This is a genomic window from Lactobacillus kimbladii (genome assembly GCF_000970755.1).
In the GTDB taxonomy this organism is placed as follows: Bacteria; Bacillota; Bacilli; order Lactobacillales; family Lactobacillaceae; genus Lactobacillus; species Lactobacillus kimbladii.
This window is the reverse complement of the sequence record NZ_KQ034007.1, coordinates 924,903-937,020: the sequence shown is the minus strand read 5'-3', so window position 1 is coordinate 937,020 and position 12,118 is coordinate 924,903. Positions and strand designations below refer to the sequence as shown.

14 protein-coding genes and 1 riboswitch are annotated in these 12,118 nt (G+C 35.6%); of the genes, 2 read left to right on the top strand and 12 right to left on the bottom strand.

The genetic code is table 11. The annotated features are described in order from the left end of the window. The first annotated feature begins 24 nt into the window (after positions 1-24). Complete coding sequence (trhA, locus tag JF75_RS04805) at positions 25-690, top strand: PAQR family membrane homeostasis protein TrhA (RefSeq protein ID WP_046332939.1); 666 nt, start codon at positions 25-27, stop codon at positions 688-690. 1 nt (position 691) lies between these two features. On the opposite strand, the gene JF75_RS04800 is transcribed toward trhA, so the two are convergent. Next, positions 692-1,891: a CCA tRNA nucleotidyltransferase gene (locus tag JF75_RS04800; RefSeq protein WP_046332078.1), complete on the bottom strand. Its 1,200-nt coding sequence runs from the start codon at positions 1,889-1,891 to the stop codon at positions 692-694. Positions 1,892-1,974: 83 nt separating this feature from the next. On the opposite strand from JF75_RS04800, the gene JF75_RS04795 reads away from it, so the two are divergent. Further along, positions 1,975-2,862, top strand: a complete 888-nt coding sequence (locus tag JF75_RS04795) for a YitT family protein (protein WP_046332077.1) — start codon at positions 1,975-1,977, stop codon at positions 2,860-2,862. 150 nt (positions 2,863-3,012) lie between these two features. Here the strand turns inward: JF75_RS04795 and JF75_RS04790 are convergent, their stop codons facing one another. From JF75_RS04790 to JF75_RS04740, 11 genes are all read right to left on the bottom strand, one after another. Continuing rightward, on the bottom strand, positions 3,013-4,269 hold the full coding sequence (locus JF75_RS04790) for a tetratricopeptide repeat protein (RefSeq protein ID WP_046332076.1): 1,257 nt from the start codon (positions 4,267-4,269) through the stop codon (positions 3,013-3,015). Positions 4,270-4,392: 123 nt separating this feature from the next. After that, a complete protein-coding gene (locus tag JF75_RS04785; RefSeq protein ID WP_046332075.1) occupies positions 4,393-4,668 on the bottom strand; it encodes an HU family DNA-binding protein in 276 nt (91 codons plus the stop codon). 184 nt (positions 4,669-4,852) lie between these two features. Continuing rightward, positions 4,853-6,163 (bottom strand): ribosome biogenesis GTPase Der, encoded by a 1,311-nt coding sequence (gene der, locus JF75_RS04780; RefSeq protein ID WP_046332074.1) that lies wholly within the window; start codon positions 6,161-6,163, stop codon positions 4,853-4,855. A gap of 60 nt (positions 6,164-6,223) precedes the next feature. Next, a complete protein-coding gene (rpsA, locus tag JF75_RS04775) occupies positions 6,224-7,429 on the bottom strand; it encodes a 30S ribosomal protein S1 (RefSeq protein WP_046332073.1) in 1,206 nt (401 codons plus the stop codon). Between the two features lie 72 nt (positions 7,430-7,501). After that, positions 7,502-8,176 (bottom strand): (d)CMP kinase, encoded by a 675-nt coding sequence (gene cmk / locus JF75_RS04770; RefSeq protein ID WP_046332072.1) that lies wholly within the window; start codon positions 8,174-8,176, stop codon positions 7,502-7,504. 39 nt (positions 8,177-8,215) lie between these two features. Continuing rightward, on the bottom strand, positions 8,216-8,692 hold the full coding sequence (locus tag JF75_RS04765) for a LysM peptidoglycan-binding domain-containing protein (protein WP_046332071.1): 477 nt from the start codon (positions 8,690-8,692) through the stop codon (positions 8,216-8,218). Positions 8,693-8,795: 103 nt separating this feature from the next. Next, positions 8,796-9,482, bottom strand: coding sequence for an ECF transporter S component (locus JF75_RS04760; RefSeq protein WP_046332938.1), 687 nt, complete (start codon positions 9,480-9,482; stop codon positions 8,796-8,798). Positions 9,483-9,563: 81 nt separating this feature from the next. Next, positions 9,564-9,678, bottom strand: a riboswitch (FMN riboswitch). A gap of 29 nt (positions 9,679-9,707) precedes the next feature. Beyond that, entirely contained in the window at positions 9,708-10,427 is a 720-nt protein-coding gene (locus JF75_RS04755) for a pseudouridine synthase (RefSeq protein ID WP_046332070.1), read from the bottom strand. Continuing rightward, positions 10,427-11,035, bottom strand: a complete 609-nt coding sequence (gene scpB / locus JF75_RS04750) for an SMC-Scp complex subunit ScpB (RefSeq protein ID WP_046332069.1) — start codon at positions 11,033-11,035, stop codon at positions 10,427-10,429. Before scpB ends, JF75_RS04755 begins: the two co-directional genes overlap by 1 nt. After that, the gene (locus tag JF75_RS04745; protein ID WP_046332068.1) at positions 11,025-11,762 is read right to left on the bottom strand and encodes a segregation and condensation protein A; all 738 of its coding nucleotides are present in this window, start codon (positions 11,760-11,762) and stop codon (positions 11,025-11,027) included. The genes scpB and JF75_RS04745 overlap by 11 nt, the downstream gene beginning before the upstream one ends. Continuing rightward, complete coding sequence (locus JF75_RS04740) at positions 11,755-12,117, bottom strand: hypothetical protein (RefSeq protein ID WP_046332067.1); 363 nt, start codon at positions 12,115-12,117, stop codon at positions 11,755-11,757. Before JF75_RS04740 ends, JF75_RS04745 begins: the two co-directional genes overlap by 8 nt. Position 12,118: the final 1 nt, after the last annotated feature.

Genomic DNA, 12,118 nt, shown 5'->3' with positions numbered 1-12,118 from the left:
AGAAAGCGAACAAACTGTTTCATGATGAAATTGCAGAAATTGTGGCAAGAACCTGAACAAAGATCCAAAACATATTACTTAGTAGATAATATTCTTAGTGCTGTCACGCATGGAATAGGTTTTTGCCTGGCAGTTGCAGGATTAGTGCTACTAATTATTAAAGCCGCTTCAACTCATAGTCCACTGAGAATTGTTACATTTACTATTTATGGTTCATGTTTGCTTCTGCTTTATCTTTTCTCCACACTTTTTCATAGTCTAATTTTTACTCGGGCTCGCAATGTTTTCCAAATTTTTGATCATTCATCAATTTTTTTGTTAATTGCAGGATCATACACTCCCTTTTCTCTGGTAGCGATTGGTGGAAAATGGGGCATAATGTTGTTCACTCTGGTTTGGATAATTGCAATATTTGGTATCATTTACTACATTTTTAACCGAGGTAAACATGTCATATTAGATACTGTTTTATATGTAGCTATGGGCTGGCTGGTAATTTTAGCCGGTAACCATTTATACGTGCGCCTCAGCCCTGTTGGATTTTGGCTACTAGTTAGCGGAGGTGTAGCTTATACGGTAGGTGCTCTTTTATATACAATGAAAAGGATTCCCTTTATTCACGTAATCTGGCACCTGTTTGTCATCTTAGGCTCAACTTTAATGTTTTTCTCTGTGTTATTCTACGTCTAGGTTATTCTATTTGCTGCAAATAGTCTTGAATATCATCCTTAGAATTAGCTAATTCACCTGAAATAACTTTTTGCTTAATTTCATTGAGTATTTGGCCCAATTTCGGTCCAGGCTTTATACCATTAGCAATTAAGAATTGCCCGTCAACAGCTAATTCTGACATTGACTTGATTGGCAAAGCAGTATAGCGGTCGACCAATGCTTCGGAGTTGATTGGCTGTCCTAAAATATGCGCCACATCTATTGTGTTTAGCAAAACGTCTTTGCCAGCATTAAACAGCTCAAGATCAGAAGGCGATTTTTCAGAAATCAAATCAAACAGAGTCACAATTTTTCTAACTTTTTCTGTCATAGCATTTGAATTTTTCCAATCACGCATGAAACGCGCAATTTGGTCATCTGAAATTTTTAACAAAATAATAATTATAGACCATAGACTTGTTTCCATACTGGGATTAAATTTTAATTTAGGATAAATTGCCAATAAATCACTTTTACCGGCAAAATCCGGTACACTTTCACTTAACTTAGTTTGTAAAAAGATTTTGAAGGCATCCCGAGAATTTATTCCAGTACCCATTTTGACAAATTCATCACGGATTCTTTCGACTGAAATTTTGGACAATAGTTGATGTAAGTCACTTACTGCTTCTTTAGTTTGAGATTCAAGATCAAAATTAAGCTGACTCATGAAGCGGACTGCTCTCATCATACGTAAAGCATCTTCATGAAATCTTTTCATGGGATCTCCTACTGCTTTAATAAGGTGTTTTTGCAAATCCCCTAATCCATTAAAAAGATCGATTACTTCACCGGCTCTATTCATTGCTAATGCATTGATGGTAAAGTCGCGTCTTTTCAAATCTTCAGCCAGATTTTGCACAAAAGTGACATGATCCGGTCTGCGAAAGTCTTGGTAGCCTGATTCTGTTCTAAAAGTGGTAATTTCGTAGCTAGCACCATCATTTAAAACAGTAACTGTACCATGTTTAATTCCCGTGTCAATAGTTTTAGGAAAGAGTCTTTTTACTTCTTCCGGGTATGCGCTGGTAGCAATATCAATGTCGTGAATGGGCCTGTTTAAAATCAAATCACGGATTGACCCTCCAACAAAATAAGCTTCATAACCAGCTTGTTCTAACTGCTTAAGCACTGGAAACGCGACTGTAAAAATCGGTGGTAAATTATTTATTTTTAACATTATTTTATCAACTCATTTATCTGTGTTTTTATTTTTTATTTGTGGTAGTTTTAAGGTACCAACTTAAAAGGAAAAGTTTTATTATGCAAAAAAACAATAAAAGAATTATTTTTGAACTTATAATGATTATGATTGGCTGTGGAATTTATGGTTTCAGCCTTGACATGATTTCAGTGCCAAACCAGCTCACAGATGGTGGCATTAGTGGCATTACTTTGCTATTGAAACACTTCTGGGGCGTTAATATGGGCCTGTCATCTCTGTTATTAAATATCCCTTTAATTATTTTAGGCTATCGTTTCATGGGAAAAAGACTGTTAGCCTATACTATCTGGGGAACTTTATGGCTGTCATTTTTCTTGTGGTTCTGGCGCTTAATCCCTATTATATATCAATTGAACCTAGAACACGACCTCTTCTTATCCGCAATACTTGCTGGAACACTTTCTGGTATTGGTCTGGGCCTAATTTTTCGATATAACGGAACTTCCGGAGGGACAGATATCATTGCCCGCATTATGCAAATGAAATATGGCATGTCTTCTGGCAAAGTTTTATTGTTCTGTGACACGATTATTTTATTATCATCGTTATCGTATTTGGACGTTAAGCATATTATGTATACCCTGGTGGCTGCATTCATTCTTTCCAAGGTGATGGATGCAGTTCAACAAGGAGCTTATTCTGCACGTGGCTTAATTATTATTTCGGATAATTATCAACAAATAGCCAAAATGATAGACATTAAATTAGACCGCGGTTTTACTTATTTTGAAGCTCGAGGTGGCTATAAAAAAACTAAGCGACCAGTAATTTATCTGGTAGTTTCACCACGAGAAATTCCTTTAGTAAAAGAGTTAATAGCTGCTGAAGACCCTCAGGCTTTTGTAAGCGTCATTGAAGTACATGAAGTCTTAGGAGAAGGTTTTACCTATAAGCAAAAAAGCCATCATCTTTTGATTAGAAAATAATCCTTAACATCAAGCTAATTCAGTGAAAGTTGGCAAAAACAACAGGCTAATAAACCTATAATGATTTATTAGCCTGTTAATTTTATAAATAGTGAGATTGGGACAAAAGGATGAGATATTTTTATCTGCTAAGTGTTTGTATTTTCTCAATTATGCTCGCAATTCATCATATAACTCCTGCATTTCAGTATCTTCGGGTTCAAGTTTCAAATAAGAATTTAGTAACTCACTGACAATATCTTTGGCATTGGGTTCAGTATTAAAAAAGCGTATCATTTGCTTTAAAAAGGCACTATTATTTTTAAATTCAGGATAAGCTAGTAAAAATTCACTTTTGGCTTTCGCGCTCTGATCTAAATTTTGGTAAGAAAGAGCTAAATTCCAATGAACTTGCGGCTCTAAATCTTCATCGTCAATTTTAGCAAAAAGAGCAATATTTTCTTCATTCTTATTTTCTGCAACATAAAGATTAGACAATTGGATGCGTAAATCAAAATTTTCAGGAATATTTTTAATCCCCTTTTTTAGCAAGTTTTCAGCAGTATCTAATTCGTTTAGTTTAATTGCTGCTTGCGCACCCTTTTTGTATAAAACTGGATCTAGTTCATTGTAGGCAATACCTGCCTGAGCAGAACGCAACTCCTGTTCAATATTGTTCTTGTGCTCGTAAGCTGTAGTAAGCAAGCGGTATGCGTTTACATAATCGGGACTCTGGTCAATTACCTCATTTAAGTATTTAATTGCTTGGTCGTCTTTATGTAAAGTTAACATTACTAATGCAGCCTGATATTTGCTATCAATATCGAGAATATCATTGCCATTTTTAGCAATGATTTCTCCGGCTTCTTCATAGCGTCCTAATTTTGCCAGTGTTTGAAAAAGTCGATCATTTAAATTCACTTCACTAAACGTTTTATGGCGTTTTATTAAATCTTGATATCTATTAAGAGCCCGTTCATAATTGCCACTAAGATAATCCAGTTCAGCCAAACCAAACTTTACGACATCCTCATCAGGGGCAATTTTCTCTGCTTCTAACAGTTTTCGATAGGCTGTTTCAACCAATCCATTGGTTTGATAATAATCAGCTTGAACTAATAGGCTGTCAAGATAAGAGGAAGAGTCAGGAGCAATATTATAGAGCAAAGTTAGACCGTCATCATCTTTGCCATCATTTAATAAAATCTCGGCTAAATAGATTTTGAATAAATCCTCTTGGGGAAAGCGGGCAATTAAGCTGCGATATATTTCTTTAGCTAAATCTGAAAAACCTAATCCCACTAAATTTTCAGCTAATGACGCTAAAATTTCGGGTTTATCATTCTCCAAAGCCTTTTTTAATAATATTTTTTCTTGAGAAAAGTCCTGCTGCTCAATTGCATCAAGAAGCTGTTCAGAGTAGCTCATTCTCATTCCTCCATTTTTTTGATCTAAGTTTGCCAATCACCATGGCAATTAATCATTATTAAATGATAACACAAAAAAGATGATGGCGAATTAGCCACCATCTTTTTAGATAAAACTATTAAGCTATTTAACAGCTTCTTTAAGAGCTTTACCAGGTCTAAATGCTGGCACAACACTTGCTGGAATTTGAATTTCTTTGCCAGTTTGTGGATTACGTCCTTTACGGGCTGCACGCTTACGCACTTCAAAAGTTCCGAAGCCAATTAATTGTACTTTTTTACCTTTAGAAAGGTCATCTTGGATAGAACTAAAAATTGCATCAACAGCTGTAGCTGCATCTTTTTTGGTTAACTTAGTTTTTGCTGCAACTTCAGTGACTAATTCTGCTTTATTTGCCATTGGGAATTCACCTCCTGAAACTTGAACCTTACTTTAAGATTCCTGATTAGTTCCTCAAATAAGGAACAAGGAATAAATGATTATTCAAACCACTATTTCCTTGATTTCAAAATAGCACAAAACCCTTGATACAACAAGCAATTTAATCTAAAAATGTGATTTTTATGCATTTGGTAGATACAAACTATTTTCTTTTTCGTGCAATTATCTTAATTGGTGTTCCTGTAAAGTCAAAATTCTCACGTAACTGATTGATCAAAAAGCGTTGATAAGAGAAATGCATTAATTCAGGATCATTTACGAAAACTACAAATGTTGGTGGATTAACAGATACCTGGGTCATGTAATAAACCCGCAATCTCTTGCCTTTAATCATTGGTGTAGGCACCAATTTGCTTGCTTCTAATAATAGATCATTTAATACACTGGACTTAATTCTTTGTTGTTGGTTCCGATAAACTGTTTGTACTAGTTTCGGAATCTTTTCTATATTTTGACCAGTTTTAGCCGAGACAAACAAGATTGGAGCATAATCGAGATACTGAAATTCAGTTCGAATAGTTTGTTCAAAGTCTTTGCCACTATTACTGGTTTTCTTTGGTAAGTCCCATTTATTAACTAAAATTATAAGGCCACGTCCAGCATCATGAGCATAGCCGGCAACATGTTTATCCTGTTCCCTAATGCCTGTACTGGCATCAAGAACCAAGCAGACAACATCAGAATGTTCAATCGCCCCCATCGCTCTCATTACGGAATATTTTTCAGTTTTTTCGTAAACTTTTCCTCGCCGTCTGATACCTGCAGTATCTACAATTCTGAATTTTGTGCCGTCTTTAGTTTTAAAGGGTGTGTCAACAGCATCTCGGGTGGTTCCTTCTTCGTTATTAACGATCACCCGTTTTTCGCCTACTAAGCGATTAACAATTGAAGATTTACCTACATTGGGCCTACCAATAACACTAAATGATATTTGCTCATTATCGTTCAAGCTTATATCTTTAGGCAAGCTTGCGATTATTTGATCAAGTAAATCTCCAATACCTGTTCCATGTACACTGGAGATAGGTATTGGATCACCAAAACCTAAACTGTAAAAGTCATAAATGTCCATGCGTTGTTCAGGATTATCTGCTTTGTTAACTGCTAAAATCACTGGCTTTTTAGTTTGATAAAGCATTTGGGCTATCCGTTCATCAAGATTAGTAACATGATTAGTAACATTAGTTAAAAACACAATGACGTCAGCTTCTTCAATTGCTATTTCCGCTTGCGCCCTGATTTCTTCTTCAATATTACTATTTGCCCATGTAATTCCACCAGTATCTATTAGATCAAATTTATGTCCCAGCCACTCAGCCGGAGCATAGTTTCGGTCTCTAGTTACTCCAGGTTTATCTTCTACTATTGCTAAACGTTGATTAATAATACGGTTGAAAAGCGTTGATTTACCAACATTAGGCTGTCCTACAATTGCAACTACGGGTAAAACCATTTTTCAGCCTCCTTTTACAAATAAAAAAACCGACTCAAAAGTCGGCTTTTTTTATTATATTTAACGACGATCCTTTAATTGGTCACCAATGATGTCACCTAAAGCAAAGCCACTGTCATCATTATTCATATACTTCTTGTTAACAGAATTGTGGTTATAAGAATTACGTGAACGGTTTCCTTCATTCTCAGAATTCTTAGGTTCTGCAGCTTTCATAGAAAGTGAAATGCGATGCTCATTAGGGTCAATATTTAAAACTTTAACTTTAACTTTTTGACCAACTTTTAAAACATCACTTGGCTTATCTACATGCTTATATGATATTTCTGAAACATGAACTAAACCTTGAATACCATCAGCAACTTCAACAAAAGCACCAAAGTTAGTTAAAGACTTAACTTCACCTTCAAACACATCACCTTCGTGTAAGTCAGCTGTAGCTTGTTCGAATGGAGAAGGTTCGGTCTGCTTAATTGAAAGGGAGATGCGATGTCTATCATCATCAATACCTATTACTTTAACTTTTACATCTTGGCCAGCCTTTAAAACATCGCTTGGCTTGTCAACATGTTTATATGAAATCTCGGATATATGAACTAAACCGTCCACGCCGCCTACATCAACAAAGGCACCAAAGTTAGTTAGACGAGAAACTTTACCTTCAACAACGTCACCCACAACTAGTTGTGATGCAACCTTATCAAAAGCTTCTTCACGTTCTTCTTCAATCAAGTCCTTATGAGAAAGGATTAAACGATTCTTACTTGGATCAATCTCTGTAATCTTAAGTTTCATTGTTTTACCAATGAATGGCTTAAGATCTGAAACGTAACGATTTGAAATTAATGATGCAGGCAAAAATCCTCTTGTACCTACATCAACTAATAAACCGCCACGAACAGACGAGGTAACCGTACCTTCGATTGTTTTGCCTTCTTCAAAGTCTTTTTGCAACTCGTCGTAAGCTTCTCTTTCCTTTAAGCGAGTAACTGAGAAGAAAAATTCACCATTTTCCTTGTCGCCGCCAGCTTTTCTTAAAACTAAAGCTTTGAGTTTATCGCCCGGCTTAACTGCCTCACGTAGGTCAACGTTGCGATCCGAAGTGTATTCACGACGCGGAATTACACCTTCAATACCGGCATTTTCAACACCAACATCGATTTGACCTTCTTCAACGTCTAATACTTCAACATCTACAATATCTCCGACCTCAACTCCTTGCATTTGCTTTAATGCATCTAAAAATTGATTACTGTTTTCTGACATTATTTACCTCCCAATATCATACTCTAATTCTAAATGAAAGTTTGATATTTTTCTACTGTTTTATATTCTTTTTTATAGTTTTTTTTGACTTTTTTTAATTTCAGATAAAATTGTTTCGACGACTTGGTCAATAGTCATAGAAGTAGTATCAATTTCGGTTGCATCCTCCGCTTTTTTTAAGGGTGAAAGTTGGCGGTGTGAGTCTTTGTAATCCCTTTCGGCAATATCGTGTTCTATTTCTGCAAGAGATTGACTAGTTTTAATTCCTCTTTCCTTAAAGTCCTTCATTCTTCTTTCAGCACGGGAATGAACCGAAGCAACCAAAAAAATTTTAACTGCAGCGTGAGGTAGAACAGTAGTACCAATATCACGTCCATCCATCACCACATTCATTTCACCGGCCATATGTCTTTGCAGACTAACCATTTTTTCCCTGATTCCGGCTAATGCTGAAACTTGAGACACATTAGCTGAAATATCAGGAGTCCGTATTTCTTGAGTTATATCTTTATTACCGGCATATATTTTCTGCTGACCATTTTTAAACTTAAATTCAATCTGTTCGTGGTCAATTGCAGCTAAAATGCCCTTTTCATCACCATAATTAATGTTATTTTCTCGTGCAATCCAAGTCGATGCTCGGTACATTGCGCCGGTATCAATATATGTAAAATTGAGCTTATGGGCAATAATTTTTGCTACAGTACTTTTTCCAGCTGAAGCTGGACCATCAATTGCTATTTGCATTCCAATAAAAAAGGGACCTAAGTCCCAATCCTTTCTAAATTATCTAATTCGTAAAGTTTGTCCTGTGTCCACCTGACTATTAGGATCGAGCTGATTCAATTCTGCCAAATGACCAACTGTAATATTAAAGTGACTGGCAATACTAGTCAAAGAATCTCCGTCTTGTACGACATATTGGTTAATCGTAACGCGTTTCTTTTTAGGTTTAGTTGGAGTTTTTTTAGAGGATTTCGGCTTCGACTTAGCCTTGGGTTTGATTTTTTTGTTCTTTACAGGCGCAACCTTAGCTTTTGTCTTAGTATGTGCTTTTTTGGTAGTCTTACGGACTTCAACTACTTTTTCATGTGAATTATTGTTTGCTGCCAAGTGATGAACCACAGGCACAAGACTAATAAGAACAACTATAATCAGTATTATCAAAGCAATCCAGCCTTTTGATACAGAGGAATAAGTTTCTACTCTTGGCTTTTGTGGACGCTTATAATGCTGATATGGCCCCTTAGGGTAATTATTCATCTGAAAAACCTCCTTACCTAACCTGTTTAATTTTAGCATATTTAACATTTAAGTGGACAAAAAAATCGGTCATTTACTAGACCGATTTACAATATTTTAAAATTTAGTTTTTAAGATTGAAATTTTTTCTGACAAAAGGTTTGAAAGTTCTTAAAACAGTTTCAAACAGTAAATAAACTACAACACCGTTAATAGTTCCTTTTAACAAATTAAACGGAACTATTATGCCAAAAATATATGCGCTCATTGAAGGAATATGCAATAACTTACCCAAGTAAACTTTTTCAGTAAAAGAAAGCAAACCAGAATATCCATGTATTGCTGGCAGGTTTGGTACAGTAGTTACTGCATAAAACGGTGTCAAAACTAATGCATTTAGTACGGATAGCACGAATGCCATTGCTATAATTCCAAGAACAATACCTAAAATTGGTTTTAAATATTTTTTAGAAAAATTTTTCTCATTCTTGCTAATATTCTTTGTTAAATAATAAAATGGTAAAGCAAAAGATATTGAAGCTAAAAAAGCTGCTGATTGTCCTACCAAACTAGGTAAAGCAAAACCTTTATAAATTAAATTAATCAGCATTCTGACAAATGCAATAAAAATACCAGGTCCCGGTCCGAATAAAAATGTCCCAATTGTGATTACGACATCCGAGAAGTCAAACTTTAAAAAACTAGTTATCGGCAACGGTATTTCCAGAAGCATTAATACATAGGCAATTGTACCAATTAAAGTATAAGCCAAAATATTAACTAAATTATTTCTGCTTTTTTTTTGCAAAATTCTTACCTCCAAAAAACTCGGTCTGTTGCTTCTAGCAACAGACCGAGTAAAAGTAAGCTTAAGATCTTGGCTTTTAGTTTAGTCTGTCTTCTTTCATCTAGACTCTAACTATCGGTATCTCAATAGATTCCACCACTTGCGTGGGTCGTGGACTTGCACCACCGGTCGGGACTTTCACCCTGCCATGAAGACAACAAACTTATTTATCAAATTTCACATACTATACTAATCCACGTTTTTTAATCTGTCAACTTCTTCATGAGACAATTCGCGGTATGTTCCTGAAATAAGAGAATCAAGAGTAAGAAAAGCATATTTCTCACGTGCTAATTTCTCCACCTGGTGGTGAACAGCCTTGAACATTCTCTTCACCTGGTGATACTGACCTTCATGAATTGTCAATTGCACTATTTGATTATTCTTTTTACGATCCGTTCTAATAACCTTAACTCTTGCGGGAGCACAGCGATGACGATCAATTTTAACCCCATGCTTTAGCTGACTGATTTCATCTGGGGTGAGAATGCCAGAAATCTTGGCAACATAAACCTTGGCTACGTTATTTCGTGGATGCATCAATAAATTGGCCAGTTCACCATCATTAGTCATTAGAAGCAAACCAGAAGTATCATAGTCTAGTCTGCCAATAGGATAGAGACGATAAGGCAGATCTTTAAAATAATCGACAACTGTTTTTCTACCCTTATCATCATTTGCAGTTGAAACCACTCCGCGAGGCTTGTAAAAGAGATAGGTATGCAAACTTTCTCTTTCAATGGGTTCACCATCAACCGTAATATTACTAAAAGTATCCACTTTAGTACCAAGTTTGGTTACTACATTGCCATCAACAGTGACTCGACCTTCAGAAATCATTTTTTCAGCTTTACGCCGTGAGGCAATGCCCGCCTCAGCAATTACCTTTTGCAACCGTTCTAAAACCATTATTTTGCTCCTTTTTGAGTTTTTGCAATATTTTTATCAGCTTGACCTTTAGCTGCAAACAAATCTATTTCACCTTCACTATTAATGCTATCATCTTCAAAATCTTCTATCAGTGGTAAATCAGCCAAACTATGATACCCGAAGTATTGCAAAAAATACTCACTTGTCACGTACAAATTTGGATGACCTGGAGCATCTTTTTTTCCATTAATTTTTACCAGTCCACGCCACATCAGCGTTTGTAAGGCTCCAGATGAATTAACCCCTCTGATGTCATCAATTTCTACACGAGTGATAGGCTGGCGATAAGCAATAATAGATAAAATTTCTAGTGCTGATTGACTTAAGCTTTTAGTCAAATCTTTTTGAAAAAAGTTTTCAATTACCTTACTTGCCTCTGGCCTGGTCGTCAGTTTGTAAATATCATTGAGATGTTGGATTTGTAGTCCGGAATCAGGATTTTTTTGTAGTTTTTCTCGTAAATTTTTACTTAGTTCACGCAATGCAGGTTTACCAATCTGCAAAAGTTCGCATAAGTTGCTGCTGTCAATACCATTATCACCGACAACATATAACAGCGCTTCTAACTGCGCCATTTTACTTATCATTACTACCAACTCTTTCCAAGTTCAGGTCGCCAAATATCCTCTTTTGTTTTACCCGAATTTCTTGATTTTTACAAAGTTCAAGCAGTGCCAAAAACAGACCAATAACATCAGATAAATTCTGCATTTTTTGACAACAGGTGAAAAAGCTTATCTGCTTATGCCTCAGCAATTCTTTTTGCAAAAAGTCACTCATTTCTTTGACAGAAGTTTCTTTAACTTCAACTGAAACAATATCAGGCTGTCTAATTTTCATCCTTTGTAAAACAATAACAAAAGTATTAGCTAATTCTGTTGAAGTAATCTGTCCTTTTGGCAATGGCTGAATTTTTTTACTTTCTGGTACGCTCTCCTCTTTAGCGGCAGTGATTGGCACTTCTTCATTGCGCTTTTTAAAGTATGCTGATACTTTTTTAAAAACTGAATAAGTAATAAGCTGCTGCACTAACTCATCCCTGGGATCTTCCTGTTCATCATCATTTTCAGTAAAATCATTTTGCGGAAGTAGAGATTGAGATTTGATTCGCAAAAGCATCGCCGACATGACAAAATATTCTCCGGCAATTTTTAAATTGAGCTTTTGCATTTGATGTAAATAAGCTAGATATTGGCTGGTAATTTGAGCAATAGGAATATCATAAATATCAATCTTTTGCACTTTTATTAAATGTAACAGCAAATCCAAGGGTCCTTCAAAGTTAGGCAACTCAAGAGTAAGATTATCACTCATTTTTAGTACCTTTTTTCAAATACTTAATGAGATAGATATATTCAGGAACAGCTGTAATAACTTTGCTGGGACTGTTTTGTGCCAACTCTTGAACTGCTCTGGCCTCGTATTTAGCTTGACGATAATCGGGAGCAAAAGAAAGGTAACGAATGATTACAAAGTGTTTGCTTATCTGTGTACCTATGACACCGATAAAATTGGGAGCTTTGGAACGATAGAGATACAAGCAAAATTCGGTACTATTTTTATTTAATTGAATTTCATCTTTGAGATTAGCCAGATTTTTAAAATCAGGCAAATAAGATAGTAATCCCATAGCTACCTTTTCTTTATCATTTTTGCATTCAATTAGCATT

What these genes read in the sequence shown, in the direction of transcription:
- trhA (WP_046332939.1), top strand. Translation starts at nt 25, where the DNA reads ATGAAATTGCAGAAATTGTGGCAAGAACCTGAACAAAGATCCAAAACA.
- JF75_RS04800 (WP_046332078.1), bottom strand. Translation starts at nt 1,891, where the DNA reads ATGTTAAAAATAAATAATTTACCACCGATTTTTACAGTCGCGTTTCCA.
- JF75_RS04795 (WP_046332077.1), top strand. Translation starts at nt 1,975, where the DNA reads ATGCAAAAAAACAATAAAAGAATTATTTTTGAACTTATAATGATTATG.
- JF75_RS04790 (WP_046332076.1), bottom strand. Translation starts at nt 4,269, where the DNA reads ATGAGCTACTCTGAACAGCTTCTTGATGCAATTGAGCAGCAGGACTTT.
- JF75_RS04785 (WP_046332075.1), bottom strand. Translation starts at nt 4,668, where the DNA reads ATGGCAAATAAAGCAGAATTAGTCACTGAAGTTGCAGCAAAAACTAAG.
- der (WP_046332074.1), bottom strand. Translation starts at nt 6,163, where the DNA reads ATGGTTTTACCCGTAGTTGCAATTGTAGGACAGCCTAATGTTGGTAAA.
- rpsA (WP_046332073.1), bottom strand. Translation starts at nt 7,429, where the DNA reads ATGTCAGAAAACAGTAATCAATTTTTAGATGCATTAAAGCAAATGCAA.
- cmk (WP_046332072.1), bottom strand. Translation starts at nt 8,176, where the DNA reads ATGCAAATAGCAATTGATGGTCCAGCTTCAGCTGGAAAAAGTACTGTA.
- JF75_RS04765 (WP_046332071.1), bottom strand. Translation starts at nt 8,692, where the DNA reads ATGAATAATTACCCTAAGGGGCCATATCAGCATTATAAGCGTCCACAA.
- JF75_RS04755 (WP_046332070.1), bottom strand. Translation starts at nt 10,427, where the DNA reads ATGGTTTTAGAACGGTTGCAAAAGGTAATTGCTGAGGCGGGCATTGCC.
- scpB (WP_046332069.1), bottom strand. Translation starts at nt 11,035, where the DNA reads ATGATAAGTAAAATGGCGCAGTTAGAAGCGCTGTTATATGTTGTCGGT.
- JF75_RS04745 (WP_046332068.1), bottom strand. Translation starts at nt 11,762, where the DNA reads ATGAGTGATAATCTTACTCTTGAGTTGCCTAACTTTGAAGGACCCTTG.
- JF75_RS04740 (WP_046332067.1), bottom strand. Translation starts at nt 12,117, where the DNA reads ATGCTAATTGAATGCAAAAATGATAAAGAAAAGGTAGCTATGGGATTA.